The sequence below is a fragment of the Streptomyces sp. NPDC051563 genome (assembly GCF_044454225.1).
Lineage (GTDB): Bacteria > Actinomycetota > Actinomycetes > Streptomycetales > Streptomycetaceae > Streptomyces.
Map to the genome: position 1 here is coordinate 61,692 of NZ_JBITDL010000022.1, position 19,251 is coordinate 80,942.

General features: G+C 70.7%; 16 protein-coding genes. 12 read left to right on the plus strand and 4 right to left on the minus strand.

What is annotated here, in order from left to right:
• Positions 1-3: 3 nt before the first annotated feature.
• The 3 genes from secF (at position 4) to ACIA8F_RS25610 (ending at position 4,267) form a co-directional block, all read left to right on the plus strand.
• Positions 4-1,056 (plus strand): protein translocase subunit SecF, encoded by a 1,053-nt coding sequence (gene secF, locus ACIA8F_RS25600; protein ID WP_399382133.1) that lies wholly within the window; start codon positions 4-6, stop codon positions 1,054-1,056.
• A complete protein-coding gene (locus tag ACIA8F_RS25605) occupies positions 1,053-1,607 on the plus strand; it encodes an adenine phosphoribosyltransferase (protein WP_399382135.1) in 555 nt (184 codons plus the stop codon). Before secF ends, ACIA8F_RS25605 begins: the two co-directional genes overlap by 4 nt.
• 209 nt (positions 1,608-1,816) lie before the next feature.
• Positions 1,817-4,267 (plus strand): RelA/SpoT family protein, encoded by a 2,451-nt coding sequence (locus tag ACIA8F_RS25610; protein WP_399382137.1) that lies wholly within the window; start codon positions 1,817-1,819, stop codon positions 4,265-4,267.
• An 88-nt stretch (positions 4,268-4,355) separates the two neighbouring features.
• Here ACIA8F_RS25610 and ACIA8F_RS25615 read toward each other — a convergent pair whose 3' ends face one another.
• Together ACIA8F_RS25615 and ACIA8F_RS25620 are read right to left on the minus strand one after the other, a co-directional pair.
• The gene (locus ACIA8F_RS25615; RefSeq protein ID WP_399382138.1) at positions 4,356-5,585 is read right to left on the minus strand and encodes a DUF349 domain-containing protein; all 1,230 of its coding nucleotides are present in this window, start codon (positions 5,583-5,585) and stop codon (positions 4,356-4,358) included.
• 199 nt (positions 5,586-5,784) lie between these two features.
• Entirely contained in the window at positions 5,785-6,570 is a 786-nt protein-coding gene (locus ACIA8F_RS25620; protein ID WP_399382139.1) for a peptidylprolyl isomerase, read from the minus strand.
• 154 nt (positions 6,571-6,724) lie between these two features.
• Here ACIA8F_RS25620 and ACIA8F_RS25625 point away from each other — a divergent pair, with 154 nt between their 5' ends.
• From ACIA8F_RS25625 to ACIA8F_RS25645, 5 genes are all read left to right on the plus strand, one after another.
• The gene (locus ACIA8F_RS25625; protein ID WP_399382141.1) at positions 6,725-7,435 is read left to right on the plus strand and encodes an MBL fold metallo-hydrolase; all 711 of its coding nucleotides are present in this window, start codon (positions 6,725-6,727) and stop codon (positions 7,433-7,435) included.
• A 10-nt stretch (positions 7,436-7,445) separates the two neighbouring features.
• The gene (hisS, locus tag ACIA8F_RS25630) at positions 7,446-8,705 is read left to right on the plus strand and encodes a histidine--tRNA ligase (protein WP_399382143.1); all 1,260 of its coding nucleotides are present in this window, start codon (positions 7,446-7,448) and stop codon (positions 8,703-8,705) included.
• 126 nt (positions 8,706-8,831) lie between these two features.
• On the plus strand, positions 8,832-9,467 hold the full coding sequence (locus ACIA8F_RS25635) for a vitamin K epoxide reductase family protein (protein WP_399382145.1): 636 nt from the start codon (positions 8,832-8,834) through the stop codon (positions 9,465-9,467).
• A 70-nt stretch (positions 9,468-9,537) separates the two neighbouring features.
• A complete protein-coding gene (locus ACIA8F_RS25640; protein ID WP_399382147.1) occupies positions 9,538-10,902 on the plus strand; it encodes a replication-associated recombination protein A in 1,365 nt (454 codons plus the stop codon).
• Between the two features lie 138 nt (positions 10,903-11,040).
• The gene (locus ACIA8F_RS25645) at positions 11,041-11,754 is read left to right on the plus strand and encodes an HNH endonuclease family protein (protein WP_399382149.1); all 714 of its coding nucleotides are present in this window, start codon (positions 11,041-11,043) and stop codon (positions 11,752-11,754) included.
• A 6-nt stretch (positions 11,755-11,760) separates the two neighbouring features.
• Here the strand turns inward: ACIA8F_RS25645 and ACIA8F_RS25650 are convergent, their stop codons facing one another.
• Positions 11,761-12,651 (minus strand): DUF2470 domain-containing protein, encoded by an 891-nt coding sequence (locus ACIA8F_RS25650; protein ID WP_399382151.1) that lies wholly within the window; start codon positions 12,649-12,651, stop codon positions 11,761-11,763.
• A 55-nt stretch (positions 12,652-12,706) separates the two neighbouring features.
• Between ACIA8F_RS25650 and rpsD the strand changes: the two genes are divergently transcribed.
• Positions 12,707-13,318 carry a 30S ribosomal protein S4 gene (gene rpsD, locus ACIA8F_RS25655; RefSeq protein WP_008740451.1) on the plus strand — a complete coding sequence of 204 codons (612 nt, stop codon included), beginning with the start codon at positions 12,707-12,709 and terminating at the stop codon, positions 13,316-13,318.
• Positions 13,319-13,356: 38 nt separating this feature from the next.
• Here the strand turns inward: rpsD and ACIA8F_RS25660 are convergent, their stop codons facing one another.
• A complete protein-coding gene (locus ACIA8F_RS25660; protein WP_399382153.1) occupies positions 13,357-15,615 on the minus strand; it encodes an ATP-binding protein in 2,259 nt (752 codons plus the stop codon).
• A 169-nt stretch (positions 15,616-15,784) separates the two neighbouring features.
• Here ACIA8F_RS25660 and ACIA8F_RS25665 point away from each other — a divergent pair, with 169 nt between their 5' ends.
• The 3 genes from ACIA8F_RS25665 to alaS are packed head-to-tail and all read left to right on the plus strand — an operon-like array spanning position 15,785 to position 19,250.
• The gene (locus ACIA8F_RS25665) at positions 15,785-16,225 is read left to right on the plus strand and encodes a DUF948 domain-containing protein (RefSeq protein WP_399382155.1); all 441 of its coding nucleotides are present in this window, start codon (positions 15,785-15,787) and stop codon (positions 16,223-16,225) included.
• A gap of 8 nt (positions 16,226-16,233) precedes the next feature.
• A complete protein-coding gene (locus ACIA8F_RS25670) occupies positions 16,234-16,581 on the plus strand; it encodes a DUF6167 family protein (RefSeq protein ID WP_399382157.1) in 348 nt (115 codons plus the stop codon).
• Positions 16,581-19,250 (plus strand): alanine--tRNA ligase, encoded by a 2,670-nt coding sequence (gene alaS, locus ACIA8F_RS25675; RefSeq protein ID WP_399382158.1) that lies wholly within the window; start codon positions 16,581-16,583, stop codon positions 19,248-19,250. Before ACIA8F_RS25670 ends, alaS begins: the two co-directional genes overlap by 1 nt.
• Position 19,251: the final 1 nt, after the last annotated feature.

Below are 19,251 nucleotides of genomic sequence, written 5' to 3' on the forward strand. Positions count from 1 at the left end.
GAGATGTCGAAGCTCGGAGATCTCGGCGCCAAGCTGTACCGGGGTGAGGTCGGCTACGACTTCGTCGGCAAGCGCTTCGTCTGGTACGGCGTTTCCATCCTGATCACCATCACGGCGATCGTGGCCCTGGCCGTTCAGGGCCTCAACATGGGCATCGAGTTCAAGGGTGGTGCCGTCTTCACCACCCCGAAGTCCTCCATCTCGGAGACCCACGCCCGCGAGGTGGCGGAGAAGGCGTCCGGCCACGACGCGGTCGTCCAGAAGCTCGGCACCGGCGCCCTGCGCATCCAGATCTCGGATCTGGACACCAACGCCGCGGCCGACGTGAAGGCCAAGCTCGCCGCCGACTTCAAGATCGACGCGGGTCAGATCAACGCGGACCTGGTCGGCCCCAGCTGGGGCGAGCAGATCGCCAACAAGGCCTGGACCGGCCTCGGCGTCTTCATGGTCCTCGTGGTGATCTACCTGGCCATCGCCTTCGAGTGGCGGATGGCGATCGCGGCGCTCATCGCACTGATCCACGACCTCACGATCACCGTCGGCGTGTACGCGCTGGTCGGCTTCGAGGTCACCCCGGGTACGGTCATCGGTCTGCTGACCATCCTCGGTTACTCCCTCTACGACACTGTCGTCGTCTTCGACGGTCTCAAGGAGGGCTCGAAGGACATCACCAAGCAGACCCGCTGGACGTACAGCGAGGTCGCCAACCGCAGCATCAACGGCACCCTGGTCCGCTCGATCAACACCACCGTCGTGGCCCTGCTCCCGGTCGGGGCGCTGCTCTTCATCGGTGGCGGCTTCCTGGGCGCCGGCATGCTGAACGACATCTCGCTGTCGCTGTTCGTCGGCCTCGCGGCCGGTGCCTACTCGTCGATCTTCATCGCGACCCCGCTGGTCGTGGACCTGAAGGAGCGCGAGCCGGCGATGAAGGCCCTGAAGAAGCGGGTGCTCGCGAAGCGGGCGTCGGCGGAGGCCAGGGGCGAATCGCCCGAGGGTGCCGGGACCGAGGACGCGCCGGAGGTAGTGGCGCAGGGCCGTTCGGGACGCCGCCGGTGACCGCGGAGCTGCCCTCCGGCGTACGGGACCTGCTGCTCAGCCGGATCACGGACGTCGAGGACTACCCGAAGCCGGGCGTGATGTTCAAGGACATCACCCCCCTGCTGGCCGACCCGAAGGCGTTCGGCGCCCTCACGGACGCGCTGGTGGCCCTGGCCGGGCAGTACGGAGCGACGAAGATCGTCGGTCTGGAGGCGCGGGGATTCATCCTGGCGGCTCCGGTCGCCGTACAGGCGGGCATCGGCTTCGTGCCGGTCCGCAAGGCCGGGAAGCTGCCCGGGGCGACGCTCCTGCAGTCCTACGACCTGGAGTACGGCTCGGCGGAGATCGAGATCCACGCGGAGGCGCTGTGCGCCGACGACCGGGTCATGGTCATCGACGACGTGCTGGCCACCGGTGGTACCGCCGCGGCCTCGCTGGAGCTGATCCGGCGGGCCGGGGCACAGGTCGCCGGGGTCGCGGTCCTGATGGAGCTCTCGTTCCTGCCGGGGCGTGAGCGGCTGCTGCCGGCGCTGGGCGATGCTCCGCTGGATGCGCTGATCGTGGTCTGACCCTGCTTTCCCCGAAGCGGGCGTGCACCGGGAATCCCGGAGCGCGCCCGCTTCGGCGTGTGCGGGCCGCTGCGCGGGCGGACGGGCCGATTCGCGCAGGCTCGGGGAACAGGGTGGCGCAACCCTCGCTACGATGGGTTATCCGGACCGGACACGGGTACCGGATCCTCCCCCACGCTGCGTGCGGGGGGACCCCCTGAGGAGCGCTCTTGCCAGACGAGGTCCAGCCAATCTCCGCCGCGCAGCCCGATCCGCAGGCCGAGCCGGCCGTGGCGGGCCCCGCCACGCCGCCGGCGGCCCCGGTACCGCCGACCCCGGCGCCCGCGCCCGCGGTCAAGCCCGCGTCCGCGAAGTCGGCCGGGTCCTCCAATCGGGTGCGCGCCCGGCTGGCCCGCCTCGGGGTCCAGCGTTCCAACCCGTACAACCCGGTCCTGGAACCGCTGCTCCGCATAGTCCGCAGCAACGACCCGAAGATCGAGACGGCCACCCTGCGCCAGATCGAGCAGGCGTACCAGGTCGCCGAGCGCTGGCACCGCGGCCAGAAGCGCAAGAGCGGCGACCCGTACATCACCCACCCGCTCGCGGTCACCACGATCCTCGCCGAGCTCGGCATGGACCCGGCCACGCTGATGGCGGGGCTGCTCCACGACACCGTCGAGGACACCGAGTACGGGCTGGAGGACCTGCGGCGCGACTTCGGCGACGCGGTGACCCTGCTCGTCGACGGAGTGACCAAGCTCGACCGGGTCAAGTTCGGGGAGGCCGCCCAGGCCGAGACCGTCCGCAAGATGGTCGTGGCGATGGCCAAGGACCCCCGGGTTCTCGTGATCAAGCTCGCCGACCGGCTGCACAACATGCGCACCATGCGTTACCTCAAGCGGGAGAAGCAGGAGAAGAAGGCCCGCGAGACCCTCGAGATCTACGCCCCGCTGGCGCACCGGCTGGGCATGAACACCATCAAGTGGGAGCTGGAGGACCTCGCCTTCGCGATCCTCTACCCCAAGATGTACGACGAGATCGTGCGGCTGGTGGCCGAAAGGGCACCCAAGCGCGACGAGTACCTCACCGTCGTCACCGACGAGGTGATGGCCGACCTGCGGGCCGCCCGCATCAAGGCCACCGTCACCGGGCGCCCCAAGCACTACTACAGCGTCTACCAGAAGATGATCGTCCGAGGCCGCGACTTCGCCGAGATCTACGACCTGGTCGGCATCCGGGTCCTCGTCGACACCGTCCGGGACTGCTACGCCGCCCTCGGCACCGTGCACGCGCGATGGAACCCGGTCCCCGGCCGGTTCAAGGACTACATCGCGATGCCGAAGTTCAACATGTACCAGTCGTTGCACACGACGGTCATCGGGCCCAGCGGCAAGCCGGTCGAGCTGCAGATCCGCACCTTCGACATGCACCGCCGCGCCGAGTACGGCATCGCCGCGCACTGGAAGTACAAGCAGCAGACCGTCGCCGGCACCTCGAAGGTGCGCACCGACGTGCCGCAGGCGGCCAAAGGCAGCGCGGGCCACGACACCGTCAACGACATGGCCTGGCTGCGCCAGCTGCTGGACTGGCAGAAGGAGACCGAGGACCCGAGCGAGTTCCTCGACTCGCTGCGCTTCGACCTCTCGCGCAACGAGGTCTTCGTCTTCACGCCCAAGGGCGACGTCATCGCCCTGCCCGCCGGGGCCACGCCCGTGGACTTCGCGTACGCCGTCCACACCGAGGTCGGCCACCGGACCATAGGAGCGCGGGTCAACGGGCGCCTCGTACCGCTCGAATCGACCCTCGACAACGGAGACCTGGTCGAGGTCTTCACCTCCAAGGCCGAGGGCGCCGGCCCGTCCCGCGACTGGCTGGGCTTCGTCAAGTCCCCGCGGGCCCGCAACAAGATCCGCGCCTGGTTCTCCAAGGAGCGCCGCGACGAGGCCATCGAGCACGGCAAGGACGCCATCGCGCGGGCGATGCGCAAGCAGAACCTGCCGATCCAGCGCATCCTGACCGGCGACTCCCTCGTCACCCTCGCGCACGAGATGCGCTACCCCGACATCTCCTCGCTCTACGCGGCGATCGGCGAAGGCCACGTCACCGCGCAGAACGTCGTCCAGAAGCTGGTCCAGGCCCTCGGCGGCGAGGACGCGGCCAACGAGGACATCGAGGACACCATCCCGCCGGCCCGCGGCCGCAGCACCCGCCGCGGCAACGCCGATCCCGGCGTGGTGGTCAAGGGCGTCGAGGACGTGTGGGTCAAGCTGGCCCGCTGCTGCACCCCGGTGCCGGGCGACCCGATCGTCGGGTTCGTCACGCGGGGCAGCGGCGTATCGGTGCACCGCGCGGACTGCGTCAACGTGGACTCCCTCGCACAGGAGCCCGGGCGGATGCTCGAGGTCGAGTGGGCGCCCACCCAGTCCTCCGTCTTCCTGGTCGCCATCCAGGTCGAGGCGCTGGACCGGTCCCGGCTGCTGTCGGACGTCACCCGGGTCCTGTCGGACCAGCACGTGAACATCCTGTCGGCGGCCGTGCAGACCTCCCGCGACCGGGTGGCCACCTCCCGGTTCACCTTCGAGATGGGCGACCCGAAGCACCTGGGCCACGTCCTGAAGGCCGTACGGGGCGTCGAGGGCGTCTACGACGTCTACCGGGTGACCTCGGCCCGCAGGCCGTAGCAGGACGCATGCGAAAGGGCCCCGGTACGCAGTGCGTACCGGGGCCCTTTCCTACCTGCCGGGCTCATATGCCGAGCGGCCGGGAAGATCAGCCGCCGAACTCCTCGAGGCCCTTCAGCGCCTGGTCCAGCAGGGCCTGACGGCCCTCCAGCTCCCGGGACAGCTTGTCGGCCTTGGAGTTGTTGCCCTGCGCGCGCGCCGCGTCGATCTGGGTGCGCAGCTTGTCGACCGCCGCCTGCAGCTGACCCGTCAGACCGGCCGCACGGGCCCGCGCCTCCGGGTTCGTACGGCGCCACTCGCCTTCCTCGGCCTCCTGGATGGCCCGCTCGACGGTGTGCATCCGGCCCTCGACCTTGGGACGCGCGTCCCGCGGTACGTGGCCGATGGCCTCCCAGCGCTCGTTCAGGGAACGGAACGCGGCACGGGCCGCCTTCAGGTCCGTGATCGGGACGAGCTTCTCGGCCTCGTCGGCCAGCTCCTCCTTCAGCTTCAGGTTCTCCACCTGCTCCGCGTCGCGCTCCGCGAAGACCTCGCTGCGCGCCGCGAAGAACACGTCCTGGGCGCCGCGGAAACGGTTCCACAGGTCGTCCTCGGACTCGCGCTGCGCGCGGCCCGCGGCCTTCCAGTTCTCCATCAGCTCGCGGTAGCGCGCCGCCGTCGGACCCCAGTCGGTCGACTTCGACAGCGCCTCGGCCTCCGCGACCAGCTTCTCCTTGACCTTGCGGGCGTCCTCGCGCTGAGCGTCGAGCGAGGCGAAGTGGGCCTTGCGGCGCTTGGAGAAGGCGGAGCGGGCGTGCGAGAAGCGGTGCCACAGCTCGTCGTCCGACTTGCGGTCGAGGCGGGGCAGACCCTTCCAGATGTCCACCAGGGCGCGCAGCCGCTCGCCGGCGCTGCGCCACTGGTCGCTCTGCGCCAGCTCCTCGGCCTCGGCCACCAGCGCGTCCTTGGCCGTGCGGGCCTCGTCCGTCTGCTTGGCCTTCTGGACCTTGCGCTCCTCGCGGCGCGAGTCCACGGTCGATACGAGCTTGTCCAGCCGGACGCGCAGCGCGTCGAGGTCGCCGACGGCGTGGTGCTCGTCCACCTGCGTGCGCAGGTGATCGATGGCCGTCTGGGCGTCCTTGGCGGCCAGATCGGTGGTCCGCACCCGTCGTTCGAGGAGGCCGATCTCGACCACCAGGCCCTCGTACTTGCGCTCGAAGTAGGCCAGGGCCTCCTCCGGGGTGCCGGCCTGCCACGAGCCGACGACCTTCTCGCCATCGGCAGTACGCACGTACACGGTGCCGGTCTCGTCGACTCGGCCCCACGGGTCGCTGCTCACAGCGCCTCCTCCACCTGATGCCTGCGAGGGGTTCACCCCCTGGGCATCGTCCACAGTTTCCTGGGGCGGGCCGCGCCCGCCCTGCACAACGCCAACATAGGCGACCGCCGGGCCGGCTGTCCGCATCCAGCACGACGGAATATCGACGTACGGGAGCGCCTTCGCGGTGACAGCCCGGGCCCGGGGCGCCCGGTCCCGGTCAGTTCTGGGTGACGGTGCCCTTCTCGATGGTCACGGGGGTCTTGGGAGCCCCGTCCTGGCTGCCGTCGGCCACACCGGCCTTGGCCACCTCTTCGAGCGCCTTCAGGCCGGCCGCGTCGATCTTGCCGAAGGGGGTGTACGAGGGAGCCAGCGGGCTGTCCTTGTAGACCAGGAAGAACTGGCTGCCGCCCGAGCCGGGCTGGCCGGTGTTGGCCATCGCCACCGTGCCCGCCGGGTAGACGACCTGGCCGGTCTCGTTGGGCTTGCCCAGTGCGTCGAGGTTCTCGTCCGCGATGGTGTAGCCGGGGCCGCCCGAGCCGGTGCCCTGCGGGTCACCGCACTGCAGGACGAAGATCCCGCCCGTCGTCAGACGGTGGCACTTGGTGTTGTCGAAGAACTTCTTGTCGGCGAGCGACTTGAACGAGTTGACCGTCTGCGGGGTCTTCGCCGCGTCCATCTCGAACTTGATGTCGCCCGCGCTCGTCTTCAGGTCGAAGGTGTACTTCGCCTTGGCGTCGATCGCCATCGCCGGGGAGGGGGACTGCTGCGGGGTGGGCGCGGCCGAGGGGCTCGCGGCCGGGTCGGCCGCCTCGTCCTTCTTCTTGTCGCTGTCGAACACTCCGCCGGCCACCAGGCCGACCAGCGCCGCGACGACCACGGCCACCGCCGCACCGATCACGGCCAGCCGCCTGCGCGACTTCTGCCGCGCTTCGGCACGCCGCTTCTGCTGGCGTTCGTACTTCTCCCTGGCGAGCTGGCGCCGCCGCTGATCGCTCGTGACCACCGGGTCGTCTCCTTGTGCGTATCTGGTACCACTGTCCGGGCTGGGTTAGGCCGTACCGTATATGGGTTCGCTGTGTAATGAGCGGCGCCGGTAGGCTCTGAGCAGCAGCATTCCGATCTGCAAGCCTCCCGCCGGACGACGATTGAGGACGAACGTGCTGATTGCCGGATTCCCCGCCGGGGCCTGGGGGACCAACTGCTACGTGGTCGCCCCCGCCGCCGGTGAGGAGTGCGTCATCATCGACCCGGGCCACCAGGCCACCCAGGGTGTCGAGGAGACGCTGAAGAAGCATCGGCTCAAGCCCGTCGCGGTCGTCCTCACCCATGGCCACATCGATCATGTGGCCTCGGTGGTCCCGGTGTGCGGAGCACACGACGTACCGGCCTGGATCCACCCCGAGGACCGCTTCATGATGAGCGACCCGGAGAAGGCCCTCGGTCGTTCCCTCGGAGCCCAGCTCATGGGCGAGCTCACGGTGGGGGAGCCCTCCGACGTCAAGGAGCTCACCGACGGCGTGCGGCTCGCCCTGGCCGGCATGGAGCTCACCGTGTCGCACGCCCCGGGGCATACCAGGGGGTCGGTGACCTTCGGGATGCCCGCGGCCGCGGACGTCCCGCCGCTGCTGTTCTCGGGCGACCTGCTCTTCGCCGGCTCCATCGGGCGTACCGACTTCCCCGGCGGCAGCCACGCCGACATGCTCGAATCGCTGGCCCGCGTGTGCCTGCCGCTCGACGACGCGACCGTGGTGCTGCCCGGACACAACGAGCACACGACCATTGGCCGTGAGCGAGCCACCAACCCGTACCTGCGGCAGGTGGCCGCCGGCCTGGGAGACGGTTTCACGTCTCCACGACGAGGAATGTGACGAGAGTTTCGTGAGTACTTTTCAGGCCCCCAAGGGCACGTACGACCTGCTGCCGCCCCGCTCCGCGACGTTCCTGGCGGTGCGCGAGGCGATCTCCGCGCCCCTGAAGAACTCCGGCTACGGATACGTGGAGACCCCCGGCTTCGAGAACGTCGAGCTGTTCTCGCGCGGCGTCGGCGAGTCCACCGACATCGTCAGCAAGGAGATGTACACCCTCACCACGAAGGGCGGCGACCAGCTCGCCCTGCGTCCCGAGGGCACCGCCTCCGTGCTCCGCGCCGCCCTGCAGGGCAACCTGCACAAGCTCGGCGGCCTGCCCGTCAAGCTCTGGTACTCCGGCTCCTACTACCGCTACGAGCGGGCGCAGGCGGGCCGCTACCGCCACTTCTCGCAGGTCGGCGCCGAGGCCATCGGAGCCGAGGACCCGGCCCTGGACGCCGAGCTGATCATCCTGGCCGACCAGGCGTACCGCTCGCTGGGGCTGCGCAACTTCCGCATCCTGCTGAACTCGCTCGGCGACAAGGAGTGCCGCCCGGTGTACCGGGAGGCGCTGCAGTCCTTCCTGCGCGGGCTGGACCTGGACGAGGACACCGTCCGCCGGGCCGAGATCAACCCGCTGCGCGTGCTCGACGACAAGCGCGCCGACGTGCAGAAGCAGCTCGTCGGCGCCCCCATGCTGCGCGACTACCTCTGCGACGCCTGCAAGGCGTACCACGAGGAGGTGCGGGCGCTGGTGACGGCGGCCGGGGTCGCCTTCGAGGACGACGAGAAGCTCGTGCGCGGCCTGGACTACTACACCCGCACCACCTTCGAGTTCGTCCACGACGGTCTGGGCTCCCAGTCCGCGGTGGGCGGCGGCGGCCGCTACGACGGCCTCTCCGAGATGATCGGCGGACCGGCGCTGCCCTCGGTGGGCTGGGCGCTGGGCGTCGACCGTACGGTGCTCGCGCTGGAAGCGGAGGGAGTCGAACTGGACATCCCGTCCGCGACCTCCGTCTTCGCGGTCGCGCTCGGTGCGGCCAAGCCGGTGCTGTTCGGTCTGGTGACCGAGCTGCGCCGGGCCGGTGTCGCGGCGGACATCTCCTACGGGGGCAAGGGCCTCAAGGGTGCGATGAAGGACGCGAACCGGAGCGGGGCGCGGTTCGCGGTGGTCGCGGGGGACCGTGACCTCGAAGAGGGCGTGGTCCAGCTGAAGGACATGCAGTCCGGCGAGCAGACGCCGGTGGCCGTCGCCGATCTGGTGGAGACCGTCCGGTCGAAGCTGGCCTGACGGACGCCGCCGCCCGCCGGGGCGGGGCCGGGGGAGCCGCTCCGCGGAACTCTCCCCGCCCCGCCCTTTCGCGGGTACGGCACAATGGCCGGTGCTTGTTGACCTTGCAGATGTGGAGCGGGCGGGATGACGACACGAGGGACCGACCGAGGGACCGATACGGACACCACCGCCGAGCCGCGGACTGCCGTCGGCGGCAGCCGGGCGCTGGCCCTGCTGCTGGTGATCACGGGAGCCGCGGGACTGCTCGCCGCCTGGGTCATCACGATCGACAAGTTCAAGCTGCTGGAGGACCCGAACTTCACCCCGGGCTGCAGCCTCAACCCGATCGTCTCCTGCGGCAACATCATGAAGAGCGACCAGGCGGCCGTCTTCGGCTTCCCGAACCCGATGCTGGGGCTGGTCGCCTACGGCATGGTGGTCTGCGTCGGCATGAGCCTGCTCGCCCGGGCGCGCTTCCCCCGCTGGTACTGGCTCACCCTGAACGCCGGGATGCTCTTCGGCATCGGCTTCTGCACCTGGCTGATGTACCAGTCGCTGTACAACATCAACTCCCTGTGCCTGTGGTGCTGCCTGGCCTGGGTCGCCACCATCGTGATGTTCTGGTACGTCACCTCGCACAACGTCCGCAACCGGTTGCTGCCGGGCCCGGGCTGGCTGCGCGCCTTCTTCGACGAGTTCACCTGGGTGCTGCCCGTCCTGCACATCGGGATCATCGGCATGCTGATCCTGACCCGCTGGTGGGACTTCTGGACCTCCTGACCCCCGGCCGCCGCCCGGCGCGGTGACCGGTCCGGGCGGGAGTGTCGGTGGCCTCGCATAGGCTTCCGGTGTGGAACCAGACCTCTTCACCGCCGCAGCCGAAGACCGCCAGGCGAAGGACCCCTCCAGTTCTCCGCTCGCCGTCCGGATGCGTCCGCGCACCCTGGACGAGGTCGTCGGCCAGCAGCACCTGCTGAAGCCGGGCTCCCCGCTCCGGCGGCTCGTCGGGGACGGGGCGGGCGGTCCCGCCGGCGCCTCCTCGGTGATCCTCTGGGGCCCGCCGGGCATCGGGAAGACCACCCTCGCGTACGTGGTCAGCCAGGCGACGAAGAAGCGGTTCGTCGAGCTGTCCGCGATCACCGCCGGGGTGAAGGAGGTACGGGCCGTCATCGAGGGCGCCAAGCGGGCGGCCGGCGGATACGGCAAGGACACCGTCCTCTTCCTCGACGAGATCCACCGTTTCAGCAAGGCGCAGCAGGACTCGCTGCTGCCGGCCGTGGAGAACCGCTGGGTCACGCTGATCGCCGCGACCACGGAGAACCCGTACTTCTCGATCATCTCCCCGCTGCTGTCCCGTTCGCTGCTGCTGACGCTGGAACCGCTGACGGACGAGGACCTGAGCGCCCTGATGCACCGGGCGCTGACGGAGGAGCGGGGCCTCGGCGGCGCGGTCACCCTGCCGGCGGACGCGGAGGCGCACCTGCTGCGGATCGCCGGCGGCGACGCGCGGCGGGCGCTGACGGCCCTGGAGGCGGGCGCGGGTTCGGCGATCGCCCAGGGCGAGCCCGAGATCAGCCTCCGGACGGTGGAGGAGGCCGTCGACCGGGCCGCGGTCAAGTACGACCGGGACGGGGACCAGCACTACGACGTGGCCAGCGCGCTGATCAAGTCGATCCGGGGCTCGGACGTGGACGCGGCGCTGCACTATCTGGCGCGGATGATCGAGGCGGGGGAGGACCCCCGGTTCATCGCGCGCCGGCTGATGATCTCGGCGAGCGAGGACATCGGGCTGGCCGACCCGACGGCCCTGCCCCTCGCGGTGGCCGCCGCCCAGGCCGTGGCGATGATCGGCTTCCCGGAGGCCTCGCTCACCCTGTCGCACGCGACGATCGCGCTGGCGCTGGCCCCGAAGTCCAACACCGCGACGACCGCGATCGGCGCGGCACTGGCCGATGTCCGGGCCGGACTGGCGGGGACCGTCCCGGCACACCTCCGGGACGGGCACTACAAGGGGGCGGCGAAGCTGGGGCACGCGGTGGGGTACGTGTACCCGCACGACGTGCCCGGCGCGATTGCCGCGCAGCAGTACGCGCCGGATTCGGTGCACGGGAAGCGCTACTACGAGCCGACCCGGTACGGGGCCGAAGCCCGCTACGCGGACGTGGTGGAAAAGGTCCGCGAGCGGCTGAGGGGCGCCGGGTCACCGGGGGCCTGAAATTCCAGCCCCTCCGGCGTTTGCGGAGCGGGGTCTGGGGCGGAGCCCCAGGGAACGGCGGAAGGGCGGGTAGGGGCCTTCGGCCCGCGCAGCGGCGTCGTGTCGCGGGGTGCGGGGGCCGGGCCTAGGCTCCGGGGCATGGGACGTGCCGCTCCGCTCATCGCCGCAGGCGCAGCCGTGCTGCTGCTCGGCGGGTGCCACCACGAGGACGCCGAGAGGGCGCAGGCCAGCGCCGCCGCACTCGTCGCCCAGGTCCCCCTCGCGAGCGCCGGCTTCCCGCCCGCCGCGGCAACCGCCAAGGCCGAGCTGGGCGGGCTCAAGGTGGAGTGGGGCAAGAACTGGGAGACGTACAAGCGGGAGAACTTCGGCAAGTACTGGTCCGACGAGACCGACGCCGTCGGCGGCCGCAACGGGTGCGACACCCGCGACGACGTCCTGCGCCGGGACCTCCGGGAGCTGCGCGAGGGCGACAGGAACCCCTGCGTCGTGCTCTCCGGAGTGCTGAAGGACCCGTACACGGGCAAGGAACTCCCCTACACCTACCGCCGCGCCTCGCAGATCCAGACCGACCACGTCGTCGCCCTCGGTGCCGCCTGGCGCGGGGGCGCGTACGCCTGGACCCCGCAGCGGCGCCTGGAGTACGCCAACGACCTGGACGTGCTGCTCGCCGTGGACAAGCAGACGAACTACGACAAGAGCAGCAAGACCGCGGACAAGTGGAAGCCGCCCCAGAAGGGCTACTGGTGCGAGTACGCGCGGCGGTACACCGGGATCAAGGCGAAGTACGGGCTCTCCGTGACCCCGCCGGAGAAGCAGGCGCTGCAGGAGATGCTCGGCACCTGTCCCGCCTAGAGGGGGTCAGCCCGGGAACAGCGTGCTCATCGCCCGGCGCAGGCCGCAGACGTCGGTCACCGGCTCCGGGAAGTCGAAGCGGGCGTCGAAGGCGGTGGCGCCGCGGGTGAAGCGCACGCGCAGGCCCAGCCGGTCCAGGGCGAGGGGGACCGCCGTCAGGTCCGCCGCTTCCCGGGTGCCCAGCAGGGCGCACAGGTCACCCATCCGGTCTCCGTGCGAGGAGGCCAGGTGCTGCAGGAGCTCCGTCTCGTGGGCGACCATCGGGTCGGGCTCGGCCGCGGCCAGCAGCTCCGGGTCCACGTGCTCGGCGCCCCACAGGTCGTCGACCGAGATCTCGCCGACCTCCAGGCGCAGCAGCATCCACGCGGGCCGGCCGCCGGGCAGGGCGTCGAGCGATTCGGCCAGGCCGAGGAGTTCGCCGACCGGGTGCCGCTCCGCCAGCAGGGCCGCGCAGGCCGCCCGTTCAGCGGCCCCGCGGACCGGGGTGAGCCACCCGGCGAGCCAGGCGCGGCCTCGGATACGATGGGGCACGGACACCGGCGCCACATCCGTGATCTCGATCACGGCGGTGAGGTCGTCGTCCTGGGCGTGAGCGGCTGCCCTGGCAGCCACGGAATCCCCTGATACCAGGAGAATCACGTCCCCGTCCGGGGTGACGGTCCTTGCGGCCGGCAGCCCTGTCCCGAGCTCCTCCCGGTCATAAGCACCCGGGAGCGTGAGGGATACTGAGGCGTTGGACTCTACGAGGGTTCGTACGCGTTCGGCTCCGGTGAGCTGCCGAACGCCTTCCCTGGGACGCGGCTGACCTTGCCTATCGTCGCCGAAAGCAGATCCTGTTTCGTTTGGATCTGAACTTCGGTGCGCACTGGGCAGGGGGATCCCATGTGGTCGAGACATTACGTCCTCCTCGCTAAGGTAAGCCTCACCTAACTTACATGGAGGTAGGTTCCACGTGAACCAGAAGCGACCCAAGGTCAAGAAGTCGCGTGCCCTCGGCATTGCGCTGACCCCGAAGGCCGTCAAGTACTTCGAGGCCCGCCCCTACCCGCCGGGCGAGCACGGCCGTGGCCGCAAGCAGAACTCGGACTACAAGGTTCGTCTGCTGGAGAAGCAGCGTCTGCGCGCTCAGTACGACATCTCTGAGCGTCAGATGGCCCGCGCGTACGACCGCGCCAAGAAGGCCGAAGGCAAGACGGGCGAGGCGCTGGTCGTCGAGCTCGAGCGTCGCCTCGACGCCCTGGTCCTGCGTTCGGGCATCGCCCGCACCATCTACCAGGCTCGCCAGATGGTCGTTCACGGCCACATCGAGGTCAACGGCGACAAGGTCGACAAGCCGTCGTTCCGCGTCCGTCCGGACGACGTCATCACGGTGCGCGAGCGCAGCCGCGAGAAGGTTCCGTTCCAGGTTGCCCGTGAGGGTGGCTACGCAGGCGAGGGCGAAACCCCGCGTTACCTGCAGGTCAACCTGAAGGCCCTGGCCTTCCGCCTGGACCGCGACCCGAACCGCAAGGAAATCCCGGTCATCTGCGACGAGCAGCTCGTCGTCGAGTACTACGCCCGCTGATCCAGCAGTACCAGCGGACGTAGCCCTCACAGGCTGGTTCAGCCCGCCGGTTCCCCTTCGGGGGAGCCGGCGGGTTTCCTGCTTTTCGCCCCCGGGTGCGGCATCGCCCGCTCCGCGGCGGGGCGCGGCCTCGGCAGCGGACCCGCTGCCACGGGCACCGGCTCCGGTCCCCGCAGGGCGCGCTCCACGAGAGCGTCCAGGGGCAGGGTCCGGCCGTGCCGGGCGCAGGACGCGTACCGCTCGGCGCCCAGCAGTTCGCCCGCCCGCTCCTGGCACATCAGCCGCGGGGCGTTGAAGTACCCCGAGCCGAACAGCCGCATCCCCACCCCGTCCCACAGGGGCTCCGTCGCGCCCTGCAGGACGGCCGCCTCCGCCGGATGCCCCTCGGCCACCGTGACCAGCGCCAGCAGCTCCACCGCCAGCACCAGTCCGACCAGATCGCGGAAGGTGTGGTTGATGGCCACGCACTCGGCCAGCAGCCGCCGCGCCTCGGCCGTGCCCCCGGCGTCCAGCGCCGCGTACGCCAGGACGTACAGGGCGTACGCCTTGGTCCAGCGCTCCCCGCGCTCCTCGCAGATGTCCCGGACCTCCCCGCACAGGGAGAGCGCGCCCGCCAGGTCCCCCTGGAAGGCCAGCGCCATCGCCAGCTCCACCTGGCACATCAGCACGTTGCTGTTGAGCTCCCCTGCCTCCCGGTAGCGCTCCAGCGCCGAGCCCAGCAGCTCCCCGGCCCGGGTCATGTCGTCCGAGACCAGGGACAGACAGCCCATCCGGTGCACGGCGTACGCCCCCGCCACCGGGTTCTCGCTCCGTGCGGCGCCGTCCCGGCACTCGTACAGCGCGCTCATCGAGGCCACCGCGTCGCCCTGGAGGGCCGCGACGTACCCGAGCACCCACAGCGCCTTCAGCCGGGAGCTCTCGTACTCCGCTCCGGCGAGCCCGAGATCGCCCTCCAGGGTCCGGTCCAGCCAGTGCCGGCCCTCGGTGAGCCGGCCGCAGCCGGCCCAGAAGAACCACAGGGTGCCCGCCAGGTACTGGCCCAGGTGGATCTCGTCCGGCTCGTCCAGGCAGCACTCCAGCGCGAGCCGCAGGTTCGGCAGCTCCGCCTCCACCAGCGCGGCCACCTCCTCCTGACGCGGACTGAACCAGTCCAGCTCGCACCAGGTCGCCAGGCCCATGTACCAGTCCCGGTGCCGCCGCCGCAGCCGCCGGGCGTCGCCCAGCGACTCCAGCCAGCCCGCCCCGTAGATCCGTACGCTCTCCAGCATCCGGTAGCGGACCCCGGCCGGCGTCTCCTCCCGGACCAGCAGGGACTGCCCCAGCAGCTCCCCGACCAGATCCAGCACCGAATCCACCGGCAGGTCCGGGCCCGCGCACACGTACTCGGCGGCGTCCAGGTCGAACTGCCCGGCGAACACCGACAGCCGCGCCCACAGCAGCCGCTCCCCGGCCGTGCACAGCTCGTGGCTCCAGCCGATCGCCGTGCGCAGCGCCCGGTGCCGGGGCAGCGCGCCGCGCGAGCCGCCCGTCAGCAGGGCGAAGCGGTCCTCCAGCCGGGACAGCACCTGTGCGGGGGAGAGCGTGCGCAGCCGGCCCGCCGCCAGTTCCAGGGCCAGCGGCAGGCCGTCGAGGCGGGCGCACAGCTCCGCCAGCTGGGCCCGGTTGGCCTCCGTCAGGGCGAAGGCGGGATCGGCCGCCGCGGTCCGCTCGATGAGGAGGGCCAGGGCCTCCTCCGGATGCAGCGGGGCCAGCGGCCAGGACAGCTCCCCGTCGAGGGTCAGCGGCCGCCGGCCGGCGGCGAGCACCCGCAGGCCGGGGGAGCGGCGCAGGAGGTCCCGTACCAGGTCCGCGGTCTCGTCGACCAGCTGCTCGAAGCCGTCCAGGACCAGCAGCAGCCGCCGCTCGGCCAGGTGTTCGGCGAGGACCGTCCGGGGCGGCCGGGCGGTGTGGTCGGTCAGCCCGAGCGCCTCGGCGAGCGTCAGTTCCAGCAGCGCCGGATCCCGTACGGAGGCCAGCTCGGCCAGCCACACCCCGTCGCAGTAGCGTTCCTGCGCCGGATCCGCGGGGCCGCCCGCATCGGAAGGGCGGACCGGACCGGCCGCCGCGTCGGCGGCCGCCCTGGCCGCGGCCAGGACCAGGCGGGTCTTGCCCACACCGCCCGCGCCGGTCACCGTGACCAGCCGCGAGGAGTCCAGCAGCCGCCCCAGTTCGGCGAGTTCCCCGCCCCGCCCGACAAAGCCGCTCAGGTCCGAGGGAAGATTGCCCGGCGTCCTTCGTGGAATGGGTCTTTGTCGCATGGGACACGGAGCGTACTGGTCCGCGTGCGCTGCGTACAAGGCGGGCCGGTTCGCGACGCCCGGCGCGGGTGCCGCCCTGGAATTCCGGTACTGCGGCGGATCTCCGGCGCGATAGGGTCGGAGGACGACTTTTTCGCTTGGTGATCAATCTGTAGAGAGCGGTGTGAACGTGTCCGGTGGAGAGGTTGCCGGGATCCTCGTGGCCGTCTTCTGGGCCATCCTGGTCTCGTTCCTCGCCGTGGTGCTGGTGAGGCTGGCCCAGGTGCTCAGGGCGACCACCAAGCTGGTGGCCGACGTGACCGAGCAGGCCGTCCCGCTGCTCGCGGAAGCCTCCACCACCGTCCGCTCCGCCCGCACCCAGCTCGACCGGGTCGACGCCATCGCGAGCGACGTACAGGAAGTCACCTCCAACGCCTCCGCCCTGTCCTCCACCGTGGCGTCCACCTTCGGCGGCCCGCTCGTCAAGGTCGCGGCCTTCGGCTACGGCGTCCGCAAGGCGCTGGGCAAGGGCGGCGCGCGTCCCGAGGACGCGCCGGGCAAGACCTCCCGACGGACCGTGATCGTCGGCCGTACGGTGCCGGCGGCCCGGCGCCGGAAGCAGAAGGGCTGAGATCTCCGATGTTCCGCCGAGCCTTCTGGTTCACCGCCGGCGCTGCCGCCGGCGTGTGGGCCACCACCAAGGTCAACCGGCAGCTCAAGAAGCTGACGCCGGAGAGCCTCGCCGCCCAGGCCGCCGACAAGGCGATCGAGGCGGGCCACCGCCTCAAGGACTTCGCCCTCGACGTCAAGTCGGGAATGTCGCAGCGCGAGGACGAGCTGAACGACGCACTGGGACTCCACCAGGATCCCGACCTGCCCGCCAACGTCACCGCCCTTCCAGGGCCGCGGCGGCTGCGGGCCATCGAGCACGACCAGAACACGAACCAGTTTTCGAAGGTTACGTACAACCGGAATGAGGACCACTGATGGAGTCGGCTGAAATCCGCCGCCGCTGGCTGAGCTTCTTCGAGGAGCGCGGTCACACCGTTGTCCCTTCGGCGTCGCTCATCGCGGACGACCCGACTCTGCTGCTGGTGCCCGCGGGCATGGTGCCGTTCAAGCCGTACTTCCTCGGCGAGGTCAAGCCGCCCGCGTCCACGCTCACCAGCGTGCAGAAGTGCGTCCGTACGCCGGACATCGAAGAGGTCGGCAAGACCACCCGCCACGGCACGTTCTTCCAGATGTGCGGCAACTTCTCCTTCGGGGACTACTTCAAGGAAGGCGCCATCAAGTACGCCTGGGAGCTGCTCACCAGCTCCGTGGCGGACGGCGGCTACGGCCTGGAGCCCGAGAAGCTCTGGATCACGGTCTACCTCGACGACGACGAGGCCGAGGCCATCTGGCGCGACAAGGTGGGCGTCCCGCAGGAGCGCATCCAGCGCCTGGGCAAGAAGGACAACTTCTGGTCCATGGGCGTCCCGGGCCCCTGCGGCCCCTGCTCGGAGATCAACTACGACCGCGGCCCCGAGTTCGGCGTCGAGGGCGGCCCCGCCGTCAACGACGAGCGCTACGTGGAGATCTGGAACCTGGTCTTCATGCAGTACGAGCGCGGCGCCGGCGACGGGAAGGAAGACTTCCCGATCCTCGGCGACCTGCCGTCGAAGAACATCGACACCGGTCTCGGCCTCGAGCGCCTCGCCATGATCCTGCAGGGCGTACAGAACATGTACGAGACCGACACCCTGCGCGTGGTCATGGACAAGGCCACCGAGCTGACCGGCGTGCAGTACGGCGCCGAAAAGGGCACGGACGTCTCGCTGCGCGTTGTCGCCGACCACATCCGCACCTCGACCATGCTCATCGGCGACGGCGTCACCCCCGGCAACGAGGGCCGCGGCTACGTGCTGCGCCGCATCATGCGCCGCGCCATCCGCAACATGCGCCTCATGGGCGCCACCGGTCCGGTCGTCCAGGACCTGGTGAACGTGGTCATCGAGACCATGGGCCAGCAGTACCCGGAGCTCGTGACCGACCGCAAGCGCATCGAGACCGTCGCGCTCGCCGAAGAGGCCGCCTTCCTCAAGGCCATCAAGGGCGGCACCAACATCCTCGACACCGCCGTCAGCGAGACCAAGGCCGCCGGCGGTACGGTCCTGGCCGGCGACAAGGCGTTCCTGCTCCACGACACCTGGGGCTTCCCGATCGATCTCACCCTGGAGATGGCCGCCGAGCAGGGCCTCGCCGTGGACGAGCCCGGCTTCCGCCGCCTGATGCAGGAGCAGCGCGACCGCGCCAAGGCCGACGCCAAGGCCAAGAAGACCGGCCACGCGGACATGTCCGCCTACCGGGAGATCGCCGACGGCTCCGGCGCCACCGAGTTCACCGGCTACGCCACCAACCAGGGCGAGTCCACCATCGTCGGCCTCCTGGTCAACGGCGTCTCCGCGCCCGCCGCCTCCGAGGGCGACGAGGTCGAGGTCGTCCTGGACCGCACCCCCTTCTACGCCGAGGGCGGCGGCCAGCTCGCCGACCAGGGCCGCATCAAGCTCGACTCGGGCGCCGTCATCGTCGTCCGCGACGTGCAGCAGCCGGTGCCCGGCGTCTCCGTGCACAAGGGCTCCGTCCAGGTCGGCGAGGTGACGGTGGGCGCCTCCGCGTACGCCGCCATCGACATCCAGCGCCGCCGGGCCATCGCCCGCGCCCACTCGGCCACCCACCTGACGCACCAGGCCCTGCGCGACGCGCTCGGCCCGACGGCCGCCCAGGCCGGTTCCGAGAACTCGCCCGGCCGCTTCCGCTTCGACTTCGGCTCGCCGAACGCGGTGCCCGGCTCGGTCCTCACCGACGTGGAGCACAAGATCAACGACGTGCTCTCGCGCGAGCTCGACGTCACCGCCGAGATCATGAGCATCGACGAGGCGAAGAAGCAGGGCGCCATCGCCGAGTTCGGCGAGAAGTACGGCGAGCGCGTGCGCGTCGTGACCATCGGCGACTTCTCCAAGGAGCTGTGCGGCGGCACCCACGTCGGCAACACCGCCCAGCTGGGTCTGGTGAAGCTGCTCGGCGAGTCCTCCATCGGCTCGGGCGTGCGCCGCGTCGAGGCCCTCGTCGGTGTGGACGCCTACAACTTCCTCGCCAAGGAGCACACGGTCGTCGCCCAGCTCCAGGAGCTGGTCAAGGGCCGCGCCGAGGAGCTGCCGGAGAAGATCGCCTCCATGCTCGGCAAGCTGAAGGACGCCGAGAAGGAGATCGAGAAGTTCCGCGCGGAGAAGGTCCTCCAGGCCGCCGCCGGTCTCGCCGCGGGCGCCCAGGACATCCGCGGTGTCGCCCTCGTCGTGGGCACCGTCCCGGACGGCACCGGCGCCGACGACCTGCGCAAGCTGGTCCTCGACGTCCGAGGCCGCATCCAGGGCGACCGCCCCGCCGTGGTCGCGCTCTTCACCACGGCGAACGACCGCCCGCTGACCGTCATCGCCACCAACGAGGCCGCCCGCGAGCGCGGTCTCAAGGCCGGCGAGCTGGTCCGTACGGCCGCCAAGACCCTCGGTGGCGGCGGCGGCGGCAAGCCCGACGTGGCCCAGGGCGGCGGCCAGAACCCGGCCGCGGTCCCCGAGGCCATCGCCGCGGTCGAGCGCCTCGTCGCAGAGACGGCCTGAC